The organism is Shewanella marisflavi (assembly GCF_002215585.1).
Lineage (GTDB): Bacteria > Pseudomonadota > Gammaproteobacteria > Enterobacterales > Shewanellaceae > Shewanella > Shewanella marisflavi.
The window spans coordinates 84,301-109,577 of sequence record NZ_CP022272.1; the positions used below are offsets into that span (position 1 = coordinate 84,301).

Here is a 25,277-nt window from a genome sequence, read left to right on the forward strand (position 1 = left end):
CAAGGTTTTCGCCTGATAAAGCGGGTGGCGCCATTGGATGATTTCCTGCATCTTCGGCAGATAACGGGGTTGACTCCGAGAAGCCGCAGCGCCGCAGAAAAGGGGCTGCCGCTTAGCCTGTTTGGCGTTCATATCTTAGATGGCGAAAAGGTGATTGCCATGGGCCGTGTGGTGGGTGATGGCGCGCTAAATTTCGAGCTGGTGGATATTGCGGTAGACCCTGAATATCAGGGGAGAGGCCTGGGAAGCGCGATCATGGAGAACATCATGGCTTATCTAGACATCGAGGCGCCAAAGGGCGCCTACATTACCTTAATGGCTGATGTACCAGCCCTTTACCTTAAATTTGGCTTTAAGTACTCGCGACCGGCGAGTGAAGGCATGTATCTGCTGCAGCCTTAATTAGTTGAGCTGGCCTTCAGGCCTTGATATAAATGAAGCTTGGCAGGCCCCGTTTATTTAGCATGTGGGCCTAAAACCTCATTCTTGTTTAGGCGATCTTATCTTCTGCTGATCCGCTATTACCCGGAGCATTCATGGCCAATATCTTGCTGGTTGCCAATCTTAATTGCGATCGTATCCTCAGGCTGAATAAGCCGTTAAAGATGGGAGGGCGCTTTCATTATCAAGATGGCGGACAGCGCCTTGGTGGCGGCGGCGCCAATACCGGTATTGGTCTGGTGTGGGCCGGACATGATGTGGCTTTAGTGAGTCAGGTGGGCCGCGATGAGATTGGTGATTGGCTGCTGGCTGAGGCGAGCACTCTGGGCATAGATTGTCGTCTGATGCAGCGTTATCAGCAACATACCTGTGAGATGTTGTTGGTGATGACCCCGGATGGTGAACGTACCATCATACGTCCCGAACGCCCCAAGTTTGAATTGGCGGCGCCGCCAAACTGGCACAATTGGGATGCCTTCTATATTAACTCATCGGCTGAAGGCGCGGTGAGTTGGGCCAAGACCGCCTTACCCCACAGTCTGGTGGTGGCGCAGCTGGCCAAAGATGATCGCGCCCGGCCCTGCCATGTGTTGATCGCCTCGCGTGCCGATATGCAGGGGCGCAGTGAGCTATCGCCTTGGGAGTATGGTCTCTCTATTGCCGGTGACAGTCTGCAGGCCTTTATCGTGACCGATGGCGCCTCTGGTGCCGTGCTTTATCAGGCTGACGGTGAGACTCGAGTGGCAGCCGAACCTGCCGATGTAGTGGATACTACGGGGGCGGGGGATGCCTATGCGGCTGGTTTAATTCACGGCCTGGTTCGAGGAGATGATTATACGCTGGCGATGGCAGAAGGCGCCCGTTGGGCGGCGTTTGCGGTGGCGACAGAGAGCTCGATACCGGGAGAACAGTTAAAAGACTACCTGGAACACGCGACTCACTAAGCTGCAGAGATTTGTCATCATAATGTCATTATCTCGGGCTAGAGTAGCTGCATTGGTCGCAAGCAGTTCCCTGACCTTGTTTTGTGTAGCTTCTTTTTTAACATAGCGTGTTTTTCTGTTCTCTCGCCCCATCTTCTGGGGCTTTTTTTTGTCTGTAACATAATCTTCTAGTCTGACGAAGTCAGAAATGCCATGATAATGTCTCGCTCGCTGAGGGTGGGGCGCTTGAATCTGTGAGGTACTAGGTCGGTCATTAGGGAGTGTTGTCGAGATGAGTGTGTTGGTGAATAAGATTTCGGGTCTGTACCGTGGTGATCAGGCCAAAGTCTATGCTGGGGTGAACAGCATGATCGATGCCAAGCAGTCATGTTCCCGCTTAGTGGTGGGTGAAATGAGTGTGCAAGGTGATGGTCAAGCCGATCCTAAACATCACGGCGGCGCCGACAGAGTGTTACACCATTTTCCTCGTGAGCACTATGGTCAGTATCGTCGCTGGGACATGATGCAGGGATTTAAAGATGTGCCCGCTATGGGCGAGAACATCAGTACCGTTGGGCTGGATGAGACCCTGGTGAATATCGGCGACATCATTGGGATTGGCGACGTTGAATTGCAGGTGACTCAGCCGCGTTCCCCCTGCTTTAAGCTGAATCACCAATTTGGTCATCCCGAATTTGCCCTCGCCATGCAGACCTCAGGCTTGTGTGGCTGGTTTTATCGCGTGTTAACACCGGGCGAGATAGGGCTAGGCGATAGCATTCGTCTGCTGGAGCGCCGCAGCGATATGAGCCTGCGTCAGGCGATGGGCATCTATTTCGCCACCGAGTTTGACGCTAAGGCCTATGATAGACTGGCCAGTACAGAGGGCTTGGCGCTTTCTTGGGTTAACAGCTTGCAGCGCCGTCTGGAAAGTCAGAAGATAGAAGCCTGGGAAATGCGCTTATTTGGACCTAAGGGTCAGTAATTGTGTAGTCATTGATTATGAATCATCAAGGAGAGTCATTCGTGTCAGAATTTGAAACCTTATCCCGTGACGATAAAAACATGGGGGTCGCGGTACATTTAGCCAGTTTTTCAGGTTATCTCATTCCCTTTGGATCTATCTTGGGGCCACTGATCGTCTGGTTGATGAAGCGTGAGGAGATCGCCTTTGTCGACACCTGTGGCCGCAACTGCCTGAACTTTAAGATAAGCGTCATGGTGTATGCGGTGATCAGTATGATCCTTATGTTTGTCGGTATCGGTTTTATCTTACTGGGTATCTTGGCCGTGTTCGATATCGTCGTCACCATCATTGCCGCCATGAAGGCTAGCGAAGGGATTAGCTACCAGTATCCGTTGACGATTAAGTTTCTTAAGCCCTAATCACTAAGCACAAAATAAAAAGCCCGCAATCGCGGGCTTTTTTGATGAGGCCAAAGCTATACCTTGAAGCCAGCGACCAGGGTGTCGAGGCGATGGGCCAGCTGATTGAGCGACTGACTGGCCTGAGCTACCGCTTGCGAGGTCTCGCTGGTACGCTGGGTGATCTCGCTGATCTCTGTGACATTGCGATTGATATCTTCCACTACGGTGGATTGCTCTTCGGTGGCAGCCGCGACCTGAATATTCATGTCCGTAATGGCGCCAATCTGCTGGCTGATCTCCGTCAGAGCATGGCTGGCCTCATCGACCGCCTGTACACCTTCCTGGCTACGGCTCTTGCTCTGGGTCATGGCTTCGACGGCGCGAGCCGCCTCACTTTGCAGGTTGTCGATCATCTTCTGCACCTCATCGGTCGATGCGGCGGTGCGAGAGGCGAGGTTACGCACTTCTTCGGCGACCACGGCGAAGCCTCGGCCTGCCTCACCTGCTCGGGCGGCTTCGATGGCGGCATTGAGCGCCAGCAGGTTGGTTTGATCTGATACGGCACGGATCACATCCAAGATGCTGCCTATCGAGGTGGTGTGGGTAGCCAGAGACTCAATCACATTGCCCACCTGCTCCACATCCAGAGAGAGTTGGTTGATGGTGTCACGTGCTCGGGTGACCACGACTTGGCCGCTGTTGGAGGCGTTGTCGGCATCTTTAGCATTGTCGGCGGCCTGGGCGGCGTTGCCGGCGATCTCATGCACTGTGGCACCCATCTCATTGATGGCGGTGACTACCATCATGGTCTGATCTTTCTGCAGCTGGCTGTCATCCTGGGTTTGCTGCGCCTGATGGGCAACATCTTTGGCCGCATGACTCAGCTGCACACTGGTGTCGGTCACCTCTATGATGGAGTGCTGGATCTTCTCGATAAAGCTGTTGAAGCCCTTGGCCAGTTGAGCCAGTTCATCGTTGCCCTCGACAGGCAGGCGTTGGCGCAGATCGCCTTCGCCCTGACCTATGTCTTGTAGCATATCGGCGACCTTGGCGATCGGTTGGCTGACCGAGGCTGAGACTAAGGTGGAGAGGCCGATAAAGGCGGCGGCGATAAGCACTGTCCAGATAAGGATCTGGTAGGCAGACTCTTCCAGTAGGGCAAATACTTCGGCCCTAGGCACTTGGGCGACTAGATACCAATCCATAGAAGGAATATAGCTGCTGGCAACCAGCAGTGTTTCGCCGTTTAGCTCTGTCTGTGTTAGGCCAAAATCGCTACGGTTGAGTAGCTGCCGGGTCACGTCACCACCATAGAGCGAGGCTAGGCTGGCCTTGCCGATCTGGCTGGTGTCTGAATGCAGTTTCACATCGCCCTTGGCATCCACCAGGTAGACAAAGCCTGTGTCTTCAATCTTGAAAGATTTGAGTAGGCGCACCATATCATCTAGTGATTTAGCCAGTCCCACCAGACCGCGATCATTGGGTTGCTGGTAGTTGATGAACAGCTTGACCTCACCATTGGCCTCGGTAAATACATTGAGCATGCGCTCTGTGCCGCTATCTTTATAGTTGAAGAACCAGCCATCCTGATCTGGGGTGAGAATTCGCAGGAAACCGTCCTGAGTGTAGTAGGCGGCGGTTTGTCTGTCGGCATAGGAGGCTTGTACCAGCTGGTATTGATTCTGAATGTCTTTGAGTTGGGCGATCACCAGAGATTCGGTCTCGGCCGGGCGACCATCGACCAGCCACTGTTTGAGCATCTTGCTACTGGCCAGCTGCTCGGCGGCATTCATCAAGGTGGCGATATCCATCTCGACCTTGTTGCGTATCGCTTGCAAGGTGTTAGGCAGTTCTGAGCTGAGCATGCGCTGCTCGACAACTTCCTTGGCGCTGCGCTGACTTAAGACGCCGACCAGTACCGTGGATAGCAAAACGGCAACGGTAACCGTGAGTAAGATCTTCTGCTTTATGGTGAGCATGTTTAGTTTCATCGTTTATGACTCGCATCTACTCTGTCCGAGTGTCATCGGAGTTGTGAATACTTGATTTAAGGTTAGTCGCTGTTTACTAAACACGCTAAACCATTGAACTTTTTTAGGTAGGGTTCCATTTGGATTCAAATGGTACGTTTTGAAAACGCTTGTAGGTATGGCGCCATTATGGTTGCGAAGAATGTTAATCGCAAGTAAAAACGCGCCCTAAGGCGCGTTTACATTCTGTACGTTTATCGTGCTAATAGCCGGATTACATATTCGGGTAGTTAGGTCCGCCGCCGCCCTCAGGAGTCACCCAAGTGATGTTCTGGCTTGGGTCTTTGATGTCACAGGTCTTGCAGTGAATGCAGTTTTGTCCGTTGATGACAAACTTCTTCTCGCCAGCTTCTTCCACTATCTCATATACCCCCGCTGGGCAGTAACGCTGGGCAGGTTCGTCGAACTTAACCAGATTGACCTCGATAGGGATTCGCTCATCTTTGAGACGCAGGTGACACAGCTGATCTTCCTCATGGAAGGTGTTCGACAGGTAGACAGAGGAGAGCTTGTCGAAGCTGAGCTTACCGTCAGGCTTAGGGTAGTCTATCTTGCTGTAGGCGCTGACGTCGGCCATCTGGGCGTAGTCGGCTTTTTCGTCCCGCAGGGTGATAGGGAACTTGCCGCCAAACCAGTTTTGGTCGATATAGTTGAAAGCGCCACCCAGGTAGGCTCCAAACTTGTGCATCGCTGGGCCAAAGTTGCGTGAACTATAGAGTTCTTCTTGTAGCCAGCTCTGCTCAAACTTTTCTTGGTAGCAGTCGAGATCTTTGCCACCTTCCACACCGGCATGCAAGGCATGACAGATGGTTTCGGCCGCGATCATGCCACTCTTCATTGCTGTATGGGTGCCCTTGATCTTGGCGAAGTTCAGGGTACCGGCATCACAGCCGATGATGAGGCCGCCAGGGAAGCTCATCTTAGGCAGAGAGTTGAGTCCGCCTTTAGTGATGGCGCGGGCGCCATAGCTGATGCGCTCACCACCCTTGAGGTACTGGCTGATCACTGGATGTGTTTTGTAACGCTGGAACTCATCGAACGGGCTAAGGTGCGGATTCTGATAGTTGAGATCTATGATAAGACCTACGGCCACCTGGTTGTCTTCCATATGATAGAGGAAGCCGCCGCCTGAAGCGCCGTCGGTCAGTGGCCAGCCGCCAGTGTGAACCACTTTGCCTTGTTCATGCTGCTCGCTGGGGACCTTCCAGATCTCCTTGAAACCCAGGCCGTAGTGCTGCGGCGTCTTGCCGTTGTCCAGGTGGAATTTTTCAATCAGCTGCTTGCCCAGGTGGCCACGGCAGCCTTCGCTAAATACCGTGTACTTGGCATGCAGCTCCATGCCGGGTTCATAGCTGTCTTTAGGCTCGCCATCGGCGCCTATGCCCATGTCGCCTATGATAATACCCTTGACGCTGCCATCTTCATTGAACAACAGCTCGCTGGCGGGGAAGCCAGGAAAGATCTCGACGCCTAGCGCCTCGGCGCGTTCTGCTAACCAGCGGGCCAGGTTACCGACACTGATGATATAGTTGCCATCGTTGTGCATCGTCTTAGGGATAAAGGCATTGGGCATGGCGCGTGAGGCCGAGTCTGAGCTGAGCATATGGAGCTCATCATGGGTGACGGCCGTATGCAGCGGCGCGTCCAGTTCTTTCCAATCGCCGAACAGTTCTTCGAGCACCTTAGGTTCGAACACGGCTCCCGAGAGTATGTGTGCGCCCACTTCTGAGCCCTTCTCGACTACACAGACACTTAGCTCTTGGCCTGAGTCTTGAGAGATTTGCATTAGTCGACATGCGGTAGCCAGACCGGCTGGGCCTGCACCAACGATTACGACGTCGAACTCCATCGATTCGCGTTCCATCACTTCACCTCTTTTTAGCTTTCCCCCGATTGAAACGGGTGTTTTATTCTTTGTATCCACCTTACCTTAAAATGGTGAAATGGCACAGAGTTTAAGCAGTCAGGATAGACTAATTGATAGTATTAATCTTCGTGAGCGGTGTCACATTATGTTAACGCTTGATTGATTTCAGACAAGAAATGGAAAGTTAGTGCTATAAAAATCGGTCTATATCAGCCTATAATTGATAAACGACGGTTCTCCGAGCTTTCTCTCCTACGTCCGCAGATAGGGAGAGTCAGCCGTGGCAATAATGCCACCGGGGTGAGGAAAGAAATTGACTCACCTCCCCTTACTTGGAAAGGTGATCATGTCTCAACTACAAGACAATTTTGGTCGAAGATTTCACTATTTACGGATGTCGGTTACCGATGTCTGTAACTTCAAATGCACTTACTGCCTCCCCGATGGTTATCGTCCCGATGGTAAGCCTAAGTTTTTAAATCTCAATGAGATCGAAAATCTGGTGGGCGCCTTTGCCGAGGTCGGTACCCAGAAGATCCGCATCACGGGCGGCGAGCCCACTCTGCGTAAAGATTTTACCGATATCGTGCGTATCGTGGCCGACAACGACAAGATCAAGACATTGGCAACCACTACTAACGGCTATCGTCTCGAGAAGCACGCCAAAGAGTGGTTCGATGCCGGTTTACGCCGTATCAATGTCTCGGTCGATAGCTTAGACCCACGCATGTTTTATCAGATCACCGGCGAAAATAAGTTCGATGAGGTGATGCGCGGCGTCGATGCGGCCCTCGAGGCGGGCTTTGAGCGGGTGAAGATCAATGCCGTGCTGCTCAAGGGCTTAAACGATAAAGACCTGCCTCGCTTTCTGCACTGGATCAAGCACACTCCAATCGATCTGCGTTTCATCGAGCTGATGGAAACCGGTCTGGGGCGTGAGTATTTCAAGGCTCATCACCTGGCGGGTGCCGACATCAAGTCGCAGCTGATTCAGGATGGCTGGCAGCTCGATCAGTCGGCAGTAGATGATGGACCGGCACAAAACTTTAGCCATGACGACTTCAAGGGTCGCATAGGCTTGATCATGCCCTATGAGAAGAACTTCTGCGCCAGCTGTAACCGCCTGCGTGTCTCGGCCAAGGGTAAGTTGCATCTTTGCCTCTTTACCGAGCACGGCGTTGACCTGCGGGATCTACTTCAGTCACACACTCAGCGAGACGAGTTGATCGAGCGTTTACATGGTCAGCTCAGGGCTAAGAAAGAGACCCACTTCCTCCACGATGGTATTACGGGTGTAACACAGCACCTGGCGTCTATCGGAGGCTAGTCGGGCTTGCGCTAGCTCAAGATATTCCGTTCGCTATCTGGGTATACTCTGCCCAGTATTCCTGTAGGCACATCAGTTTTTAGCAAAACAGATCAAGAGTGAAGAGAGACGTTATGGGTCATTGTACGAGAACTCAATTTGAACCGCTCAACATAGCAGTATTAACCCTATCCGACAGTCGAGACTTAAGCCAAGATACCTCGGGACAATTTTTACAAGAGGCCTTACTGGAGGCTGGACACAAGCTGGCTGAACGTCGATTGATTAAAGATGACAAGTATCAGATACGTTCGGTATTGTCTCAGTGGATCGCATCAGGTGATGTACAGGTGATCATCACCACCGGCGGCACAGGCTTTACCGAGCGTGATAACACGCCAGAGGCCGTCAAGCCGCTGTTTGACCGCGAAATCGAAGGATTTGGCGAGCTGTTTCGTCATATCACTTATACCGAGCTAGGCACCTCAACGGTGCAGTCCCGTGCCTTGGGTGGCTTTGCTAACAAGACTGCCATCTTCTGTCTGCCGGGTTCGACTGGCGCCTGCAAGACTGGCTGGAACAAAATTTTAAAAGAACAACTCGATGCCACTCACAGACCCTGTAACTTTGTGATGCACGTGAAGAAGGTAGCAATTGATGAGTAGTGAATTTACCCATATTAATGCCGATGGCAATGCCCATATGGTGGATGTCACCGAGAAGGCGGTTACTGAGCGCGAAGCCCGTGCCGAGGCCTTTATCGAGATGGCGCCTGAGACGCTTGAGATGATCATGAGCGGCAGCCACCACAAGGGGGATGTCTTTGCCACGGCCCGTATCGCGGGGATCCAGGCAGCGAAGAAGACCTCAGACTTGATTCCTTTATGTCACCCCCTGATGCTGACCAAGGTCGAGGTGGATCTCGAAGCGCAGCCCGAGCATAACCGAGTGCGTATCACCAGCCTGTGTAAGCTGTCGGGTAAGACAGGTGTCGAGATGGAGGCGCTAACTGCTGCCTCGGTGGCGGCATTGACCATCTATGACATGTGCAAAGCGGTGCAGAAAGATATGGTGATCTCTCAGACGCGTCTGCTGGAAAAGCGTGGCGGTAAGTCGGGACATTTTAAGGTTTAAGTCAAGGTTTAGGCGTTGAATAGGTTAGAGGTAACGTAATGATTAATGTGCTATTTTTTGCTCAAGTGCGCGAGCTGTTAGGTGAAAGCACAATAAGTGTCGAGGCAAGCGAGCAGACCACCACCGCCGAAGGTTTACGAGCCTTATTGGCGGCCAAAGATGACAAGTGGGGCAAGGTATTAGCCTCAGATAAGCTGTTGGTGGCAGTCAATCAAACCATCAGTAGCTGGGATACTCAGGTTGAAGATGGCGACGAAGTCGCTTTCTTCCCCCCCGTCACCGGAGGTTAATTATGAGCCAAGCGATCGACAGAGTGCTGGTGCAGACTCAGGATTTTAGCGTTCCCGATGAATATGCCCGTATCGCCGCAGATGACAGTGACGGCGCCGTGGTGACCTTTGTGGGTAAGGTGCGCGACTTCAATGATGGCAGTGCGGTGACCGATCTGACGCTGGAACATTATCCAGGTATGACTGAAGCTGTGCTGAATCAAATTGCCGTCGAGGCTAGAGAGCGCTGGCCGCTGACCCATGTAACCATTATTCACCGAGTCGGTACCATGGCGTTGGGTGAGCAGATCGTCTTTATCGGCGTGACCAGTGCCCACCGCAAGGCAGCGTTTGCCGCTTGTGAATTTTTGATCGATTTTCTCAAGACCAAGGCGCCGTTCTGGAAGTTAGAAGCGGGCGATCAGGGTAAGAACTGGGTCGAAGCTAAGGACGCCGATGAACAGGCGGCCAAGATGTGGGACAAGCAGTAAGCCGTGGCTTAAGCTGCGACCACGGGGAAGGGCTGAAATGGATATGCTCAGAGGTTTAATCTTAGGTTGCCTCATCTTGTTGGGGGCGCCTATGGCTTGGGCGAGCGAGGTGCCGGCTATTGCGGCGGCTGCCAACATTAAGTTTGCGCTGGATAAGATTGCCGCCGACTTTACCCAAGATACGGGCAAAAGGGTGCGCATCTCCTATGGTTCATCGGGTAACTTTGTGGCTCAGCTGCGCCACGGTGCACCGTTTGAGCTGTTTCTGTCGGCAGATGACAAGTATATCTACCAGCTTCACAAACTGGGCGTCACAGACAGCGATGGTGAGGTATACGCTATCGGTCGGTTAGCATTAGCGGCGCCCAAGCGCTCACCCTTAGTGATTGATGCTGAACTTGCCGGGCTTAAGCAACTGCTGGAGCAAGGGAAACTAAAGCGATTTGCCATCGCCAACCCTGAACATGCCCCCTATGGTGAACGCGCCAAGGAGGTGTTGCAACGCTTAGGGCTGTGGCAGCCGCTGCAAGCGCATCTTATCTATGGCGAGAATGTGTCGCAGGCGGCGCAATTTGCCCTTAGTGGCTCTACCGATGGCGGTATTGTCGCCTTGTCGCTGGCGATGGCGCCTCAATTTCGCGCCGCCAGTCATTATGTGGCGCTGCCGAGCGAGTGGCACTCACCGATGAATCAGCGCATGGTGCTTACTCCTAAGGCGGGAGAAACGGCCAAGGCTTTTTATGCTTATCTGAGCCAGCCAAAGGCGAGGGCGATATTCACCGAATTTGGCTTTGGCCTGCCCCTTGTCAGTGAAGGTGGAGACCAGTAATGGATTGGCAGGCGCTGCTGCTTTCGATCAAATTAAGCTGTGTTACCGTCTTGGTGCTGATCCCTTTTGCCATCTGGGCTGGACGTTTTCTCGCGTATCGCCAGTTTAGGGGCAAGTCTTGGGTGGAGGCATTGATCATGGTGCCTCTGGTATTGCCGCCGACGGTGATCGGCTACTATTTGCTGGTGGGGCTTGGTAGTCAGTCCTGGCTGGGGCAGACCCTAGAGGCCCTGTTGGGCCAGCAATTAGTGTTTCATTTCTCGGGGCTGGTTGTCGCCTCGGTATTGGTCAATATTCCCTTTGCTATACAGCCAATTCAGCGCGCCTTCGAGTCTGTGCCCGAAGAGGTGCGTGATGCGGGCGCCTGTTGCGGCATGAGTCCGGCCAAAGTCTTGTTTAAGATAGAGCTGCCCTTAGTGTGGCCCGGGGTACTCACCGCGTTGGTGCTCTGTTTCTCCCATGTGCTAGGCGAGTTTGGTGTGGTCTTGATGATGGGCGGTAATATTGCCGGCGAGACCAAGACGATTGCCATCTCAATCTACGACAGTGTGCAGGCGTTCGATTTTGCCTCTGCCGGACAGATGTCGCTGCTGCTCCTGCTGTTTGCCATTACCGCGTTGGCGCTGACCACCAGTCTGTCCCGTCGATTAGGAGGGGTGAGTGTCTCAAGACGTCGCTGATCTGAGCTGTAAGATCTTTCAACAAGAGGGCATAGCCCTAGACGCCGAGTTTGTCTGCCGCGCCGGAGAGGTGTTGGCAGTTGTCGGCCCCTCGGGGGGCGGTAAATCGACCCTGATGCGAATGATTGCCGGATTGACCAAGCCTGAGTCGGGCGAGATACGCTATGGCGACGACATCTGGTTTAGCAGTGAGGCAGGGCGATACTTGACGCCCCAGCAGCGTCACTTGGGCTATGTGCCACAACACTTTGGTCTGTTTCCCAACATGACGGCGCTGGCGAATGTGGTGGCGGCGCTGGATCATATTCCCAAGGCTGAGCGGGTAGCCAGGGCTAAAGATTGGCTGGAGCGGGTGAACCTACATGGTCTGCCGGATCGTCTGCCGGCAAACCTTTCAGGCGGTCAGCGGCAAAGGGTTGCGCTGGCCCGGGCACTCGCAAGAGAGCCCAGAGTTTTGTTATTGGATGAACCCTTTTCGGCGGTCGATAGAGAAACTCGCGAGCGACTCTACCTGGAGCTGGCGAGGCTCAAGGAGCAGCTAGCGATCCCCGTGATCATGGTGACTCACGATTTGAATGAGGCGCTACTGTTAGCCGACCGTATGATACTGATTAGTCAGGGAACCTTACTGCAGCAAGGTCATCCCCGCGATGTGTTAAGTCGCCCGCGTAACGAGGCGGTTGCCAAGCAAATGGGCTTGAGAAACCTGTTCGATGCTCATGTGGTAGCTCAAGAGGCGGAGCGCGACATTACCTGGCTCAAGTTTGGTGAACATCTGCTTGCCAGCAACTACTCTGAGCAGTTGGCTATCGGCGCTAAGGTGCGCTGGGTGATCCCCAATCAGGGGGTGCGCTTTAACTCCATCACCAAGGGGCGCCTGTGCCGCAGCTTTAACAAACTGGCCATCACCATAGAGTCCTGCCTCAGCATGGGAGAAACCATGCGTCTGGTTGCCAGTATCAAAGGGGTTAAACACCATCTCAATGCAGAGGTGCCGTTACATTTTGCCCAAAAGATGGGCTTGTCACCTGGGGTCGAGACAGAGGTGGCGCTCAAGTCAGATCTCATTCATATCCTGGAAAATGACTAAGCTGATGCACAGCTGAATACAATATGATCAAAGCTTAATATGGCTTCCATCTCCCCGATAATCGCCCTGGCTTATGCTAAGCGTCTAGAATCGAGGAGAAACATGATGCAGAAGAAACTGACAGGCACCCTTATTTTATCTGCGGTACTCACCTTACCGGCCTTTGCCGCCTCTAATAGCCTTAAAGCAACGGGTGTTATCCAGCAGGCTGCCGATGCCAAGACGGCCAAAGATGACACGCAGGTCGAGCTTATAGGTAAATTAATCAAGAGCTTAGGAGATGAAAAGTATCTGTTTCGCGATGCCAGCGGCGAAGTCGAAGTCGCGATAGATAATGCCCTATGGCGTGATATCGAGATCACTAGCGACAACACTGTGACTCTCAGAGGTGAGGTGGATGATGAGTGGCGTGGACTGGAGATCGAGATCGACAGTATGGAGCTAGTGGGTCAAGCTGAATGATTGGGTGAAGGTGGCTATAAAGGCATAAAGCGAGATTGAGTTTAAACTAAATTTAATCTTGAAAGCCGAAGGCCCCCTTGTCTATCCCATTGGTACTGGGATTCTTTGCGTGTAAGATACCGATATTGAAGAATTTAATGGAGGAGCCATGGCTCGTTGGTTAATCAGTTTAATGCTGTTGTCTGGAGTGGTTGGGGCGAATGTCGCCTTGGCAAATCCGGCAGTGCTTGAGTTGCTTTCGGATAGCCAAAGCCTGACTCCGCAAAAGATGATCGAGCAGGCGGAAAAAACCTACCCTGGAGTGATCTCTGAATTTCAGATAGATGTGGAAAATGGCCAGCTGATCTATGAGCTCAGTATGATCAATACCAAAGAAGATGCCATTACCGAATTTGAGTTTTGGGCAAAAGATGGCCGACTCATTCGTCAGAAGGTAGAAGGTTTAGAGGCCGACGATAAAGATGAACTCAAGGCGGTTAAGCTGCTCAAAGAGATGGATCAGAGCTTCTCTCAACTGCTCAAGTTGGCCATGGGTGGAAGCGGTGCGCATATTTTGGAAGCCCAGCTGGATCATGATCTGGGTATCAGCTATTTAGAACTCAAGCTTATCGACGCCAATGGCAAACATAGGATTGCCTTCGATATCGAAAATCAGCGGCCTTTGCCCCTGTTGAAGTGGGATTAACAGATGAAAATATTACTGGTAGAAGATGATGCGACCACCACAGATTATGTGGTCAAGGGATTTGCCGAGCAGGGACACAATATCGAAACCGCCAGCGATGGTCATCAAGGACTCTTGTTGGCTACCAGTATGCAATATGATTTGGTGATCTTAGATCGCATGTTGCCACAACTCGATGGCCTAAAACTGCTGGCCGCACTACGAGCGACCGGCAATCAGACCCCAGTATTGATCCTCTCGGCACTGAGCCATGTGGATGAGCGCGTGAAAGGGCTCAGGGCTGGCGGTGACGACTATATGACCAAACCTTTTGCCTTCTCTGAGCTTTTGGTACGCGCCGAAAAATTGATGCAGCGTGGTAACTCGGCGCCGGCACAGACTGAGCTTAAGGTCGGCGAGTTAGTGATGGAACTACTCACCCGTAAGGTGACCTTGGCGGGCAGTGAGATCATGCTGCAACCCAAAGAGTTTCAGCTACTTAAATATTTGATGGAACACCCTAATCAGGTGATCAGCCGCACCTTGTTGTTCGAGGCAGTGTGGGATTATCACTTCGACCCGCGTACCAATGTGATCGATGTGCATATCGCTAAGCTGAGACGTAAGTTTGAAGAGCTGGGCTTTGGCGAGTTAATTGAAACGGTTCGAGGGGCTGGCTATCGCCTCCGTCAAGGGCATTAGACCCTATCAGAGTAGTGCCTGGCGCATTACTATTATTTTCTCTGCTTTGGTGACCCTGATTATCGGCACCTTGTTGTTTGGCATGTATCGTCAGCTGATCAACGAGCAGGAGTTACAGACCAACCAACACCTTGCGGCGGAAAAGTTGCGTTATCAACAGATGGCGCTCACTTTGGACAGGCGTAGCTTTGCCACTCAGATCCGCGCCGCCGATCCTAAGACGGCGTTGGTGGTGTGGCGCAGCTCGCTAGATCTGGTCGGGGCCCTGAGTCTGATGCCAGATGATATGCCCTTGCTGCCAGAGACTCGGGACTTTCCCATTCTCACCAGCGGGCCGGATAAACTGCACATCTTAACCGGCGGCCTGGTGATCACCCGTTATGGCCCCGTGCTCATCGCGACCCGAACCGACCAACTGGCGACCCTGATCGAGCGCTTCGTCAATGCGGCGATTACCGCCCTGATGCTGACTATCGTGCTGACGCTCGCCTTGGGTTATCTGTTTTCCAAGGCGATCTTACGCCGTCTGGTACAGTACAACCGTTTAAGTAGGCGCATTGAGCGCGGCGAGTATTCCACCCGCCTGCCAGTAAGCTGGCGCCAGGATGAGTTTGACATGTTGGCGGGTAACTTTAACCAGGTGCTGGATACCCTGGAGGCCAACTTGCATGCGGTGCGCGGCGCGACAGACAATATTGCCCACGATCTCAGAACCCCCTTATCGCACCTTAGAATAGGGCTTGAGCAGTTACCGCAAAAGCCAGCAGAGGAGCTAGATGAGGCCAGCGCGATTTTGATCGAGGAGCTGGATCACTGCCTGGCGACCTTCGACGCTATGCTGTCACTCACTCGCATCGAGGAGGGGCAGCAAGATCTAGAATTGCAGCCTCTGAGCCTGAATGCCTTGTGTCAGGATCTATTCGAGATGGCCGAGGCGATGGCCGAGTCCAATGGCCAGACCTTAAGCCTGTCGCTGGATGAGGATTACAGCGTGATGGGGGATAAGTATCTGCTGTTCCAGGCCTTGTTTAATCTGGTGGATAATGCCATTAAATATTCGGGTGAAGGCGCTAAGGTTGAGATCGTTCAGCAGGGGAATCGTATTTTGATCCGCGACAATGGTCCGGGTATCCCCGCGGAGGCCACTGAGAGGGTGTTCGATCGTCTGGTGCGTCTGGATCCAAGCCGCCACAACAAGGGTACAGGCCTTGGGCTCTCGCTGGTGAAGGCGATCTTGCAGCGTCATAACGCCCGCATTGAGCTGGCCGATAATCAGCCAGGCCTCCTGGTGACCATCAGTTTTTCATAGGGCAATTGCCATGTATAAGATTATTGCCGATGAGGCCGATTTCCTGGTGATCGACAAGGCGCCAGGCGTTCACTTTCATAGTCAGGATGGCCATGCCGGTGTGATGGCGCAGCTTGAGATCGATCTGGGAATTAAGCTCTACTCAGTGCATCGACTCGATACCATGACCTCGGGCTTGCTGCTGTTTGCCAAGTCTAGCGCAGCCGCGGCAGGTTTTACCCAGCTATTTAGCGAGCATAAGGTGCAGAAGTACTATGTGGCGCTGGCGAAAGGCAAGCCGAAGAAGAAGCAGGGGAGCATAGTGGGTGACATGGCCAAGTCGCGCCGCAGTATGTATAAACTGCTACGCAGTAAAGAGAATCCGGCGATCACTCAATTTTTCTCTCAATCTGTGGCCGATGGTTTGCGTCTCTATCTGCTCAAGCCGCTGAGCGGTAAGACGCATCAGCTCAGAGTGGCGCTGGCTAGTCTTGGGGTACCCATGCTTGGGGATCAGCTCTATGGCGGCGAAGTGTCCGACCGAGGTTATCTGCATGCCTTAGCGCTGGGGTTTCATTGGCAGGGGGCTGATTATCATTATGTTGAGATGCCAATCCAGGGCGAAGTGTTTGCGCTTGATGGGGTAAAAAACCAGTTGCAAACATGGAGTAAGCCTGAGAAGTTAGACTGGCCAAAACGAAATTGAGTTAAATGAAGGAACTTAGGTTATGGATACCAATAAACTGCTGCTTGTGATTATCGCCATTTTGCTGCCGCCAGTGGCTGTATTTTTAAAGAGTGGTGTCGGTAAGGATCTACTGATCAACATCATTCTCTGCTTGCTGTTTTTTATCCCAGGCTTGTTACACGCCCTTTGGGTGGTTACTAAGTCTTAGGTCTTGTTTGCAGGCCACAAATAGAGCGCAGCCTGGCTGCGCTTTTTTGTGTCCGATTGCGGACATTTACCAACTATTAGCGATAGCAATAAGCACTAAATTTGTACTGTTAACTTTCTGATAACCCACTGCGGCGGTGTTTTAGGCTATAATCGCCGCCATGAATAGAAAGAAAAAGATCAATCAAACACTTAAGGCCAAGGCGAAGAAAGCAAATGCTAAACTTCATCGCTCAGGTAAGCCTAAGTATATTGCTAAAGCCGAGCGAGAACGACTCGCTATGGCAGACGAACCACCCTCAGAATCCGTCTCTTAGATTAGAGACCTTCCTCTAGTTATTATCATTTTCCCCATGCTGGGAGCCCATTGGCGGCTCATTTCTGGTTACTGTCTGATGACAGGCTACAATTGGAGATGTGTTGGCGATCGCTCTCCTGAGCTGGGTAATGGTTGGGCCTTTGTGATTAACCCGGCCTGATGAACTGGTGAGTTGGATGATGACATCGCTTCTCACCGAATAAGGAGAACCATGAATACTGTTTATACCGTAGGAGAGCTGGAGTCATTTCTAGTGGCGATTTTAGTGCTCTTTATTGGCCACTCGGTTAATCGTCATGTGGCGTCATTTCGAAAATATAATATTCCCGAACCCATAGTGGGTGGCTTGTTGGTCGCCGCTGTGATCACCTTGCTGCACTTTTACAAGATTTCGGTAGAGTTCTCGCTGTCGATGCAAAATACACTCATGTTGATGTTCTTTAGCAGCGTTGGGTTAGCGGCGAGTTATAAGCTGTTGATGAAGGGAGGCAGTAAGGTTTTTGTCTTCCTGGCGATTGCCTCACTTTACATCATCATTCAGAACGGCGTTGGTGTCAGCATGGCGACAGCCCTGGGGCTGGAACCTTTGATGGGACTGATTGCCGGCTCCATAACCCTGTCGGGTGGCCATGGTACTGGTGCTGCTTGGGCGCAAACGTTTTCTGATGAGTATGGTATCAATACTTTGGAGCTGGCGATGGCCGCTGCGACCTTTGGTTTGGTCATGGGTGGCATCATAGGCGGCCCGGTGGCGCAGCGATTGATTAATAAAAATGGCTTGGTCTCCGACTATGGCGTTGGTGGTAACCATCACAAAGATCATCCCGACCTCGTGACCTATGATCAGTTAGAAGAGGATAGGGTTACAGCCAAGAGTATCTTGGAGGTGCTCTTCATCTTGCTGCTGTGTGTGGCTGGTGCCAAGTGGTTCGGTTCTTTAGTTGCCTATTTGGGGATAGGTTGGTTAAAGATGCCCGATTTTGTCTATGCACTATTTTTTGGGGTGGTGATTACTAACATTACCGAGGTCTCACGCGGCTTTAAGATCAATCGTGAATGTGTTGACGTGCTAGGCACAGTCTCCTTAGCACTCTTTCTTGCCATGGCACTGATGAACCTTAAGCTATGGGAGATCTTTGACCTGGCCGTGCCGCTGCTAATGATCTTGCTGGTGCAGACGGCAGTGCTTGCATTATTTGCCTATTGGATCACCTTTAGGCTAATGGGGAGCAACTATGATGCTGCAGTCATGGCCGGTGGTCATTGTGGTTTCGGGATGGGGGCTACGCCCACGGCCGTGATGAACATGGGGGCCTTGGTCACCCGCACAGGTCCATCACCGCAAGCCTTTATGGTGGTGCCTATTGTCGGGGCCTTCTTTATCGACATAGTGAACGCCGTGATTCTGCAGGGCTATCTGAGCTTTATTGGCTAAATCACAAAGATAAAAAGCACCTTAGGGTGCTTTTTTTGTGGAGGATCGTGCCACCTTTGTGCTCCTAGTATAAGAGCTGCCAATGCTCAATCACCTCGCCGCAGGGTTGGGGGCAAAGGCTACTTGAAGGTCGGGCTGACAGACCGCCGCGCCTGGGGTGAGTTATAGGATAGGGGCAAATTGGGTCATAGTCAGCACGCTTGAAAAGTAAAATTAACCCTTAGCGTCGCAAAGGGTTAATTAGCGATTATTCAATGTAAGGCTGGAATGAAATAGAGGCTATTGGCATAGACCTTCTGTGAACCTAGCCAGATATTCCGAAACAACAGATTGTCAGCTAAGGCGACTAGGGCGCCCTTGCCATGACGCTCAACTATGATCGCCGGGGTCTGGCTGAGGCTACGTTGGTACTCCATCGCCAAGAAGCCATCTAGCAGAGGTTCGTCGGCATAGGTTGCCGCCGTGACAAAGGGAGCTTGTGTCTTGCTAAGGCCAAATACTTTGTTTTTCATCACGGGAAGACGATTGCCACCCAAGCCAAAAGTGATAGGGTGACTGGTATCGAGATCCAGTGCTAAAACGGCGCCGCCTATCGCCTGACGGGCATCCAGTTTAGCCTTGTCGCCAAAGGTTAAACCGTTTGTGGCAAAGAGTTGACTGAAGTAGCGCTTCTCTCGGATATCACTCTTGAGTAAATTACCATTTGAAAGCCATTGCAGCGCCCCTTTTTGAGCCACTATCACGCCGCCTTCATTGGCAAACTGCCCCAGTTTTCGCGCATATTTCTCTTCTAAATTAGCGTAACTTCCGTCGACCAAGAAGATATGCGTGTAGGCGTCTAGATCTATACTGGGCAGGCGGCTGATGTCGACCTGAGTGAGAGGGGCACCGATCAGATTATCCATGAAATACCAGAGTTCGCCGACTTCAGCCGATGAGGTGCCGTAGCCAGTTACCACCATGGCTTTAATTGGGGCGATATCGTGAAAATCTGGGCTGCCAAGGTCAATGCCTGTCGTCGCTAAACCTGTGTCGACTCCTTCTAGTTGGACGCCGTATTGAGTGGCTAGTTTGGTCAGTTTTTCAATCAGCGCCTTGGATGTATGGGTGGCTTGAGCAACTGGAACCTGCAAGGCTCCGGCTTGTAGATCAAGTGTTTGACCATCGGTGTTTAGGCTAAAAGGCTTGGCAGCAAATGTTACCTTGATACCATCAGCGAGTAACTGCTGTAGCAGTGGAGCCGCATTTTGCTGGCGCCAGTCTATCAATACCGCAACGTTAGATGTGCTGAGTCGATTGGCCTTAAGTTGTGGTGGGCTGGTGAGGAGGTCATCCACATTCAGGTTCACGTTACGCGCCATCTGCAGGTTGTAGGAGAAGGCGAGGTTCCAGCTGGATACGTCGTAAAAGGTAGCGTCTTCAAATTCGGTACGAAGGTCGAACATGGCTAAGAGTAACGATTTTTGTGGCTGATTAATGGGGATGAACAGACTGTCAGCCTGGGTATATTGATGGCGTCCCTGTTTCATCTTCTCCTTCAAATAGAAGAAATGTATTTCATGCTGTTTCAGCAGGTTAGCTAGATCATCGCGTCTGGCCGGATCGCCGCTGGCACTCACCAGAAAACCCGCTTCGCGGCCCGAAGGCAGATGTTTATCTTTGCGCTGGTAGAAACGCTTCTGGTATTGCTTCAGCTCAGTTTCTAATGCCAGCGAGCCTTTCAGGCTGGAGAAGGAGGTGGCGATCTGGTTTTCGATGGCCTGACTAAATCGCAGCAGTCCATTTTCGGAATCTTGTTGCTGACCACGTACGCTGGCTTGCTCAAATAAGATGCCGACGGCGCCGTTAATGTCCGGATAAGTCGAACCTTTACCGTAATAAAAATCATCGAACTGTTGCTTGGTAAAATAACGCTGCTTGCTCTCATCTAACGCCTTGGCGTGGAAGCTGGCAAGCTTTTCGGTGATGGCCTGATTCTCTTGGGGGGTGAGCGGGTGTGTGCGGCTAGGCACTCCGGGCTGGAAAAAGAAGGTTTGATTGTGGCCCATCTCGTGGAAGTCGCCCAGATAGTGAGGTTGCCACTTATGAAACAGTGCGATGCGACCCTGCGACTCGGGGTGGCGCACAAATAACCAGTCGCGATTGAGATCGGCAAAATAGTGGTTGCGTCTACCCGCAGGCCAGTTTTGCCTGTGCTCATTATGATTCTCGTCGCTGACCTCTATCTTGCTGCGGTAGTTGTTGGCCCAGGTGGAGAAGCGATCTAAACCGTCGGGATTTTGTGATGGGGTGATTAATACTACTGCCTTGTCGAGTAGCTCCTTAATCCAGGGATCTTGGCTCTGGCTCAGTTGATAGCTGACCTCCAGTGCGGCATGAGCACCGCTGGCTTCGTCACCATGGATCGAATAAGCCAGCCAAATGATCAGTGGCCCGTCAGGCGCCTGCCCCGACTTGACCTTTTGGCGTCCAGCGATGATCTCATCCAGCTTGGCTTGATTGGCCGCCGAAGTGATCACCGCCGTTATCTGTTGTCTGGCTTCGTGGCTTTGGCCTGTGGATTCCAGGCTGACTCTGGGACTTTGCTGTGCCAGTTGCTTGAGATAATAGTTGACCTGATCATGGCGCAGATGCCAGTGACCCAGGGGATAACCTAAAAACTGGCTGGGTGATTCTATGCTGGCCGCCGCTTGAGTAGGGGACGAGACTGAGATCACGCTTTGGCGAATTGATGCGAAGCTAGATAGCAGTGGGACGATAGAAAGCAGCAAAAGGCAGAGTCGCAGCATGGTAATGCTCTTTATTATTGTATATAAAGGCTAAATTAACAGTTAGGCTAGCGAGTTTCCAGCTCCTGACCTGACTTTACGCCTAGGGATTTAGGCAAAAAACTCGTGACTATTCGTCAAAGGGGCTACAAAGCTGAAGACAGTCGGAGTATTATAGCCTTAATTCTTACTAAAACACTCGGGTTTATCCTGACGGAGCATGTCTTAATGATCACCATTTCCGATGCAGCTCAGGCGCATTTTGTTAAGCTACTCGCTGACCAGCCTGAAGGAACTCATATTCGCGTTTTTGTTATCAGCCCTGGTACACCATCGGCTGAATGTGGCGTGTCTTACTGTCCGCCAGATGCCGTTGAGGCAGACGATATCGAACTCGAATTTAATGGCTTCCACGCCATGGTGGATGAGAAGAGTGCACCATTTCTTGAAGACGCTTCGATCGATTTCGTTACCGATCAGCTTGGCTCTCAGCTGACCCTGAAGGCACCGAATGCCAAGATGCGTAAGGTTGACGCCGATGCACCGCTGAAAGAGCGTATCGAGTATATTATCCAGTCGGAGATCAATCCTCAGCTGGCCAGCCATGGTGGTAACATCATGCTAGTGGATATCGATGAAGCCGGTGTCGCTATTTTGCAATTCGGCGGCGGTTGTAACGGCTGTTCTATGGTGGATGTTACCCTTAAAGATGGTATCGAGAAGCAGCTACTGGATCTGTTCCCAGGTGAGTTAACTGGCGTGCGTGATGTCACCGAGCATCAGCATGGTGAACATTCTTACCAGTAATCTTGAAGATTAGATGCAGCGGGATGACTTAGGTCATCCCGTTTTCGTTGGGGTCAACATCTTGCTGAGACGGTAGCGGTAATCCAATGCCAGGCTCAGGCTGCGTGTCAGCATAAACAGGCTCATGGCTGCCCATAGTGCGTGGTTGCCGTAGTCTTGTAATAGGCCCCATGTGGGAAAAAATACGCCAAAGGTTGCTATAATCATGGTGTTGCGCATTGCCTTACCTTGGGCGGCGCCAATATAGACGCCATCGAACAGGTAAGAGCCGAAGGCAAGTAAGGGCATTGAGATCACCCAGCCCAGGTAGGCCTCGGCCTCCTGACGAACTTGCGGTATGTTGGTGAGTAACTGAATGATTTGCTTACCCCAAAGGGCAAAGAACAGCAAAAATAGCAGCGCAAATATCCCTGACCATAGACCGGCAAGTGTCACGCTCTGGCTCATGTGCTTGGCATTACGCTCACCGACAGCCCTGCCGACCTCTGCTTCGCCATAGTAGGCGATGCCATCTAGGGCGTAGGAGATCAGCAGGAGCAGGTTTAGCAGTACGGCATTGGCGGCGACAGTGGTGTCTCCAAGGTTCGCGCCCTGAAATGTCATAAAGGCGAAGGCCAGTTGCAGACAGAGACTGCGAATAAAAATATTTAGATTAAGGTGCACAAGGCGCTGGTAGCATTGTAGTGACAGGCTTTTGCACAAAGGTAAGAAGGCAAAGTTGCCTTGCTGGCCAATGACTCGGGCGACCATGGTGGCTGCTACGGCAAAGCCTGTGATATCTGCCAGTACCGAAGCCAATGCAGCGCCTTCGACGCCCCAGTCAAAGCCGATCACAAACAGGATATCCAATACGATATTGCAGAGGTTGGCGGCGATCAATTGCCACATGGCGGCTCTAGGTTGCTGACGGCCTAATAGCCAACCCAGCAGGGCCAGATTCAGCAAGGCAAAGGGCGTCGACCAGATACGGATGTTGAAATAGGCCTGACTGTAATATTGTACCTGCTCACTGGCATCGGATAGCGCCATAGCGGCCTTTATAATAGGTTGCTGTAGGGCGAGTATCAGCAGTGAGAATAACAGGGCGAGACTGGCGGATTGAATCAATAGGCGATACTGGCCTTGAGTGTCATTGGCACCATAGGTCTGGGCTACCAGACCCGTAGTGGACATGCGCAGAAAGCCCAATATCCATAAAATCAGGGTGATCACCGTTGACCCAACGGCGACTCCCCCTAAATAATAGGCGTTACTTAGATGTCCCACGACAGCGGTATCCACCAAGCCTAACAGGGGAACCGTAATGTTAGACAGAATCATTGGCACGGCAAGCGCGAACAGCCGAGCATTTTTCTGTTTATTTAACAATAACTTTAGTGGTGACATAGACTCTCAGAGGTTATTCAATATGTTTAGAAGCTTAATGGCGGCGCTATTGGTCTGTCTTAGCTATTCGGCCCAGGCCGTGGTGATTTTACAATATCATCATGTCTCAGAGGATACCCCCAAGCTCACCAGCGTGACGCCTGCTCAGTTTCAGGAGCAGATGAGCTACCTTAGCGAGAATGGCTTTAAGGTGAAACCCCTAACTGAGGTGGTGGAGGCAATAAAGCAAGGGCGAGAGCTGGCTGACAAGACTGTGGTGATCACCTTTGACGATGGCTACCAGAATATTGCCGATACGGCGCATCCCATTTTAAAAGAGTTTGGTTATCCCTACACGATTTTCATCTCTATCGATCCTATAGAGAGCAAATATAAAAATGTGATGAGTTGGGCAACCCTGAAACGCCTGAGTGACGAAGGTGTCACCTTGGCTAATCATAGCTGGGGTCATGAACATCTGATTCGCCGCTTGGATGGAGAGAGTGAGTCGGACTGGCTGGCAAGGGTAAAAAGCAACTTACTGGCGACCGAAGCGGAAATATTGACACAAACAGGTCAGAGCGTGAAGATGCTGGCCTACCCCTATGGGGAATATAACAGTGCACTGGAAACTCTCGTCGATAGCTTAGGCTTTGTGGGATTTGGCCAGCAGTCTGGCGCTGCGGGAAGCTACTCATCGCTAACCTCGCTGCCGCGTTTTCCTGTTGCAGGAGCCTATGCCGATCTCGCTACGCTTAAGGTCAAACTCTATAGCTTGAATATGCCGGTACAGGCGCTCTCGCCACAGAATACTCAACTGGCAACCGGGCAGTGGCGCCCAGAGATGCGTGTCACCTTGGATATGACAGATATTATCGCGAGTCAGGTAATGTGTTTTGTACAGGGACAAGGTGCAATGAAACCTACCTGGATCAGCGAGGATCAATTTAGCATTCAAGCTTTGATGGATCTACCACCCGGGCGCTCTCGCTATAACTGTACCGCGCCGAGTAAGGCCACGGGTCGCTATTACTGGTTCTCTCAGGCCTGGGTAAGGCCCCAAAACGATGGCACCTGGGTAGAGGAGTAGGTCAGTCTAAGAGACTTCGGCTGCTTTAGGTGAGTGCAACAACTGCATGAGTCTGGCGGGGATCTTGTCTAGATGGAGGATCTCCTTGTGAGCATTGAGCTCGGCCGCCGCGCCGGGCATGCCCCAGACCACAGAACTGGCCTCATCTTGAATAATGGTATGACTGCCAGCCGCCTTGAGCTGATTGAGTCCTTGAGCACCATCTTTTCCCATCCCCGTGAGTAAGATCCCTATGGTATTGGCGCCATAGCATTGGGCTATGCTATGAAATAGCACGTCCACCGCCGGTTTATGCCGGTTGACGGGATCTGAGTCCAACAGCTTAGTGTAGAGTTTGGAACCACGCTTCTCGACTGTAAGGTGGGCATCTCCGGGGGCCAGATATGCTGTGCCGGCTTCTATCGCCTCATCACCTTGTGATTCAATGACCCTCATTGCCGAATGACTATCCAGACGTTTAGCAAAGGAGAGGCTAAAGGCCGCCGGAATGTGCTGGGTGATCAGGATAGGCGGGGTATTAGCAGGTAATGGCGTGATCACCCTCTGGATAGCCTCGGTACCGCCGGTCGAGGCGCCGATGGCAATCAGCTTGTTTTTGGTGAGCGATTCGCGGCCTGGCTGGACTATCTTGCTAACTGTGTTGGTGAGTGGATTAACATGGCTAACGGCGGCCGTGCGAACTTTTTCGATCAGCTCATCGGTATAATCCAATAGTGTGTTGGTGAGATCCGACTTAGGTTTTGAGATAAAGTCAACGGCCCCTAATGCCAGTGCTTCTAAGGTGATCTCTGCGCCCTTGTGGGTCAGGGTAGAGACCATGACCACGGGCATAGGCCTGAGCTTCATCAGATTGCGTAAAAAGGCGATGCCGTCCATCTTGGGCATCTCAATGTCGAGTGTCAGCACATCGGGATTCAGCTGTTTGATCTGATTTCTCGCCTCGTAGGGATCCTCAGCCGTACCGACAACCTGAATGTCGGGTGCTTGGGTGAGCATATGGGTTAACATCTGTCTGACCAAGGGAGAATCGTCAATGACCAACACCTTTATCATG

Annotated in this window: 27 protein-coding genes and 1 riboswitch; of the genes, 22 read left to right on the forward strand and 5 right to left on the reverse strand. The window is 52.0% G+C overall.

Going from position 1 to position 25,277, the window contains the following annotated elements; genetic code table 11:
• Positions 1-24: 24 nt before the first annotated feature.
• From CFF01_RS00370 to CFF01_RS00385, 4 genes are all read left to right on the forward strand, one after another.
• Positions 25-402 carry a GNAT family N-acetyltransferase gene (locus CFF01_RS00370; protein WP_269768280.1) on the forward strand — a complete coding sequence of 126 codons (378 nt, stop codon included), beginning with the start codon at positions 25-27 and terminating at the stop codon, positions 400-402.
• 134 nt (positions 403-536) lie between these two features.
• Entirely contained in the window at positions 537-1,385 is an 849-nt protein-coding gene (locus CFF01_RS00375) for a PfkB family carbohydrate kinase (RefSeq protein WP_088903505.1), read from the forward strand.
• A 271-nt stretch (positions 1,386-1,656) separates the two neighbouring features.
• Positions 1,657-2,349, forward strand: a complete 693-nt coding sequence (locus CFF01_RS00380) for an MOSC domain-containing protein (RefSeq protein ID WP_088903506.1) — start codon at positions 1,657-1,659, stop codon at positions 2,347-2,349.
• An 80-nt stretch (positions 2,350-2,429) separates the two neighbouring features.
• Positions 2,430-2,750 carry a DUF4870 domain-containing protein gene (locus tag CFF01_RS00385; protein WP_033538982.1) on the forward strand — a complete coding sequence of 107 codons (321 nt, stop codon included), beginning with the start codon at positions 2,430-2,432 and terminating at the stop codon, positions 2,748-2,750.
• 56 nt (positions 2,751-2,806) lie between these two features.
• Here the strand turns inward: CFF01_RS00385 and CFF01_RS00390 are convergent, their stop codons facing one another.
• Both CFF01_RS00390 and CFF01_RS00395 read right to left on the reverse strand, forming a co-directional pair.
• The gene (locus CFF01_RS00390; RefSeq protein WP_088903507.1) at positions 2,807-4,723 is read right to left on the reverse strand and encodes a methyl-accepting chemotaxis protein; all 1,917 of its coding nucleotides are present in this window, start codon (positions 4,721-4,723) and stop codon (positions 2,807-2,809) included.
• 253 nt (positions 4,724-4,976) lie between these two features.
• Positions 4,977-6,626, reverse strand: a complete 1,650-nt coding sequence (locus tag CFF01_RS00395; RefSeq protein ID WP_088903508.1) for an electron transfer flavoprotein-ubiquinone oxidoreductase — start codon at positions 6,624-6,626, stop codon at positions 4,977-4,979.
• A 227-nt stretch (positions 6,627-6,853) separates the two neighbouring features.
• Positions 6,854-6,988: riboswitch (molybdenum cofactor riboswitch) on the forward strand.
• Here CFF01_RS00395 and moaA point away from each other — a divergent pair.
• The 16 genes from moaA (at position 6,976) to gltS (ending at position 18,193) form a co-directional block, all read left to right on the forward strand.
• Complete coding sequence (gene moaA, locus CFF01_RS00400; RefSeq protein ID WP_088903509.1) at positions 6,976-7,956, forward strand: GTP 3',8-cyclase MoaA; 981 nt, start codon at positions 6,976-6,978, stop codon at positions 7,954-7,956. It overlaps the preceding riboswitch by 13 nt.
• A gap of 113 nt (positions 7,957-8,069) precedes the next feature.
• Positions 8,070-8,600 (forward strand): molybdenum cofactor biosynthesis protein B, encoded by a 531-nt coding sequence (gene moaB, locus CFF01_RS00405; RefSeq protein WP_033538876.1) that lies wholly within the window; start codon positions 8,070-8,072, stop codon positions 8,598-8,600.
• The gene (gene moaC, locus CFF01_RS00410; protein ID WP_033538875.1) at positions 8,593-9,069 is read left to right on the forward strand and encodes a cyclic pyranopterin monophosphate synthase MoaC; all 477 of its coding nucleotides are present in this window, start codon (positions 8,593-8,595) and stop codon (positions 9,067-9,069) included. Before moaB ends, moaC begins: the two co-directional genes overlap by 8 nt.
• 38 nt (positions 9,070-9,107) lie before the next feature.
• Entirely contained in the window at positions 9,108-9,359 is a 252-nt protein-coding gene (gene moaD, locus CFF01_RS00415) for a molybdopterin synthase sulfur carrier subunit (protein WP_033538874.1), read from the forward strand.
• Between the two features lie 2 nt (positions 9,360-9,361).
• Positions 9,362-9,829 carry a molybdopterin synthase catalytic subunit MoaE gene (gene moaE, locus CFF01_RS00420; RefSeq protein WP_033538873.1) on the forward strand — a complete coding sequence of 156 codons (468 nt, stop codon included), beginning with the start codon at positions 9,362-9,364 and terminating at the stop codon, positions 9,827-9,829.
• A gap of 37 nt (positions 9,830-9,866) precedes the next feature.
• Positions 9,867-10,658: a molybdate ABC transporter substrate-binding protein gene (modA, locus tag CFF01_RS00425; protein WP_088903510.1), complete on the forward strand. Its 792-nt coding sequence runs from the start codon at positions 9,867-9,869 to the stop codon at positions 10,656-10,658.
• On the forward strand, positions 10,658-11,338 hold the full coding sequence (gene modB / locus CFF01_RS00430) for a molybdate ABC transporter permease subunit (RefSeq protein ID WP_033538871.1): 681 nt from the start codon (positions 10,658-10,660) through the stop codon (positions 11,336-11,338). The genes modA and modB overlap by 1 nt, the downstream gene beginning before the upstream one ends.
• Positions 11,319-12,428: an ABC transporter ATP-binding protein gene (locus CFF01_RS00435; RefSeq protein WP_033538870.1), complete on the forward strand. Its 1,110-nt coding sequence runs from the start codon at positions 11,319-11,321 to the stop codon at positions 12,426-12,428. The genes modB and CFF01_RS00435 overlap by 20 nt, the downstream gene beginning before the upstream one ends.
• A gap of 102 nt (positions 12,429-12,530) precedes the next feature.
• Positions 12,531-12,890: a YgiW/YdeI family stress tolerance OB fold protein gene (locus CFF01_RS00440; RefSeq protein ID WP_088903511.1), complete on the forward strand. Its 360-nt coding sequence runs from the start codon at positions 12,531-12,533 to the stop codon at positions 12,888-12,890.
• 148 nt (positions 12,891-13,038) lie between these two features.
• Entirely contained in the window at positions 13,039-13,575 is a 537-nt protein-coding gene (locus CFF01_RS00445; RefSeq protein WP_088903512.1) for a PepSY domain-containing protein, read from the forward strand.
• Between the two features lie 3 nt (positions 13,576-13,578).
• Positions 13,579-14,256, forward strand: coding sequence for a response regulator transcription factor (locus CFF01_RS00450; protein WP_033538867.1), 678 nt, complete (start codon positions 13,579-13,581; stop codon positions 14,254-14,256).
• A gap of 49 nt (positions 14,257-14,305) precedes the next feature.
• Positions 14,306-15,565 (forward strand): sensor histidine kinase, encoded by a 1,260-nt coding sequence (locus tag CFF01_RS00455; protein WP_033538981.1) that lies wholly within the window; start codon positions 14,306-14,308, stop codon positions 15,563-15,565.
• Between the two features lie 10 nt (positions 15,566-15,575).
• Positions 15,576-16,250: a TIGR01621 family pseudouridine synthase gene (locus CFF01_RS00460; RefSeq protein ID WP_088903513.1), complete on the forward strand. Its 675-nt coding sequence runs from the start codon at positions 15,576-15,578 to the stop codon at positions 16,248-16,250.
• A 22-nt stretch (positions 16,251-16,272) separates the two neighbouring features.
• Complete coding sequence (locus tag CFF01_RS00465) at positions 16,273-16,440, forward strand: YqaE/Pmp3 family membrane protein (RefSeq protein WP_011863909.1); 168 nt, start codon at positions 16,273-16,275, stop codon at positions 16,438-16,440.
• Between the two features lie 160 nt (positions 16,441-16,600).
• Positions 16,601-16,756, forward strand: coding sequence for a DUF2986 domain-containing protein (locus CFF01_RS00470; protein WP_088903514.1), 156 nt, complete (start codon positions 16,601-16,603; stop codon positions 16,754-16,756).
• Positions 16,757-16,969: 213 nt separating this feature from the next.
• The gene (gene gltS / locus CFF01_RS00475; protein WP_033538865.1) at positions 16,970-18,193 is read left to right on the forward strand and encodes a sodium/glutamate symporter; all 1,224 of its coding nucleotides are present in this window, start codon (positions 16,970-16,972) and stop codon (positions 18,191-18,193) included.
• Positions 18,194-18,444: 251 nt separating this feature from the next.
• Here the strand turns inward: gltS and CFF01_RS00480 are convergent, their stop codons facing one another.
• Positions 18,445-20,982 carry a M14 family zinc carboxypeptidase gene (locus CFF01_RS00480; RefSeq protein WP_088903515.1) on the reverse strand — a complete coding sequence of 846 codons (2,538 nt, stop codon included), beginning with the start codon at positions 20,980-20,982 and terminating at the stop codon, positions 18,445-18,447.
• Positions 20,983-21,189: 207 nt separating this feature from the next.
• On the opposite strand from CFF01_RS00480, the gene nfuA reads away from it, so the two are divergent.
• Complete coding sequence (gene nfuA, locus CFF01_RS00485) at positions 21,190-21,768, forward strand: Fe-S biogenesis protein NfuA (RefSeq protein ID WP_033538863.1); 579 nt, start codon at positions 21,190-21,192, stop codon at positions 21,766-21,768.
• Positions 21,769-21,801: 33 nt separating this feature from the next.
• Here the strand turns inward: nfuA and CFF01_RS00490 are convergent, their stop codons facing one another.
• Entirely contained in the window at positions 21,802-23,154 is a 1,353-nt protein-coding gene (locus tag CFF01_RS00490; protein WP_088903516.1) for an MATE family efflux transporter, read from the reverse strand.
• A gap of 22 nt (positions 23,155-23,176) precedes the next feature.
• Here CFF01_RS00490 and CFF01_RS00495 point away from each other — a divergent pair, with 22 nt between their 5' ends.
• A complete protein-coding gene (locus CFF01_RS00495; protein WP_088903517.1) occupies positions 23,177-24,223 on the forward strand; it encodes a polysaccharide deacetylase family protein in 1,047 nt (348 codons plus the stop codon).
• A 6-nt stretch (positions 24,224-24,229) separates the two neighbouring features.
• On the opposite strand, the gene CFF01_RS00500 is transcribed toward CFF01_RS00495, so the two are convergent.
• Positions 24,230-25,276, reverse strand: a complete 1,047-nt coding sequence (locus tag CFF01_RS00500) for a protein-glutamate methylesterase/protein-glutamine glutaminase (protein ID WP_033538860.1) — start codon at positions 25,274-25,276, stop codon at positions 24,230-24,232.
• Between the last annotated feature and the right edge of the window lies 1 nt (position 25,277).

Coding starts and splice junctions, on each gene's coding strand:
- CFF01_RS00460 (WP_088903513.1), top strand. CDS start 15,576: ATGTATAAGATTATTGCCGATGAGGCCGATTTCCTGGTGATCGACAAG.
- moaA (WP_088903509.1), top strand. CDS start 6,976: ATGTCTCAACTACAAGACAATTTTGGTCGAAGATTTCACTATTTACGG.
- CFF01_RS00500 (WP_033538860.1), bottom strand. CDS start 25,276: ATGATAAAGGTGTTGGTCATTGACGATTCTCCCTTGGTCAGACAGATG.
- modA (WP_088903510.1), top strand. CDS start 9,867: ATGGATATGCTCAGAGGTTTAATCTTAGGTTGCCTCATCTTGTTGGGG.
- CFF01_RS00495 (WP_088903517.1), top strand. CDS start 23,177: ATGTTTAGAAGCTTAATGGCGGCGCTATTGGTCTGTCTTAGCTATTCG.
- CFF01_RS00470 (WP_088903514.1), top strand. CDS start 16,601: ATGAATAGAAAGAAAAAGATCAATCAAACACTTAAGGCCAAGGCGAAG.
- CFF01_RS00480 (WP_088903515.1), bottom strand. CDS start 20,982: ATGCTGCGACTCTGCCTTTTGCTGCTTTCTATCGTCCCACTGCTATCT.
- CFF01_RS00375 (WP_088903505.1), top strand. CDS start 537: ATGGCCAATATCTTGCTGGTTGCCAATCTTAATTGCGATCGTATCCTC.
- CFF01_RS00380 (WP_088903506.1), top strand. CDS start 1,657: ATGAGTGTGTTGGTGAATAAGATTTCGGGTCTGTACCGTGGTGATCAG.
- CFF01_RS00465 (WP_011863909.1), top strand. CDS start 16,273: ATGGATACCAATAAACTGCTGCTTGTGATTATCGCCATTTTGCTGCCG.
- modB (WP_033538871.1), top strand. CDS start 10,658: ATGGATTGGCAGGCGCTGCTGCTTTCGATCAAATTAAGCTGTGTTACC.
- moaE (WP_033538873.1), top strand. CDS start 9,362: ATGAGCCAAGCGATCGACAGAGTGCTGGTGCAGACTCAGGATTTTAGC.
- nfuA (WP_033538863.1), top strand. CDS start 21,190: ATGATCACCATTTCCGATGCAGCTCAGGCGCATTTTGTTAAGCTACTC.
- moaD (WP_033538874.1), top strand. CDS start 9,108: ATGATTAATGTGCTATTTTTTGCTCAAGTGCGCGAGCTGTTAGGTGAA.
- CFF01_RS00385 (WP_033538982.1), top strand. CDS start 2,430: ATGGGGGTCGCGGTACATTTAGCCAGTTTTTCAGGTTATCTCATTCCC.
- moaB (WP_033538876.1), top strand. CDS start 8,070: ATGGGTCATTGTACGAGAACTCAATTTGAACCGCTCAACATAGCAGTA.
- CFF01_RS00445 (WP_088903512.1), top strand. CDS start 13,039: ATGGCTCGTTGGTTAATCAGTTTAATGCTGTTGTCTGGAGTGGTTGGG.
- CFF01_RS00390 (WP_088903507.1), bottom strand. CDS start 4,723: ATGAAACTAAACATGCTCACCATAAAGCAGAAGATCTTACTCACGGTT.
- CFF01_RS00490 (WP_088903516.1), bottom strand. CDS start 23,154: ATGTCACCACTAAAGTTATTGTTAAATAAACAGAAAAATGCTCGGCTG.
- CFF01_RS00450 (WP_033538867.1), top strand. CDS start 13,579: ATGAAAATATTACTGGTAGAAGATGATGCGACCACCACAGATTATGTG.
- gltS (WP_033538865.1), top strand. CDS start 16,970: ATGAATACTGTTTATACCGTAGGAGAGCTGGAGTCATTTCTAGTGGCG.
- CFF01_RS00395 (WP_088903508.1), bottom strand. CDS start 6,626: ATGGAACGCGAATCGATGGAGTTCGACGTCGTAATCGTTGGTGCAGGC.
- moaC (WP_033538875.1), top strand. CDS start 8,593: ATGAGTAGTGAATTTACCCATATTAATGCCGATGGCAATGCCCATATG.
- CFF01_RS00440 (WP_088903511.1), top strand. CDS start 12,531: ATGATGCAGAAGAAACTGACAGGCACCCTTATTTTATCTGCGGTACTC.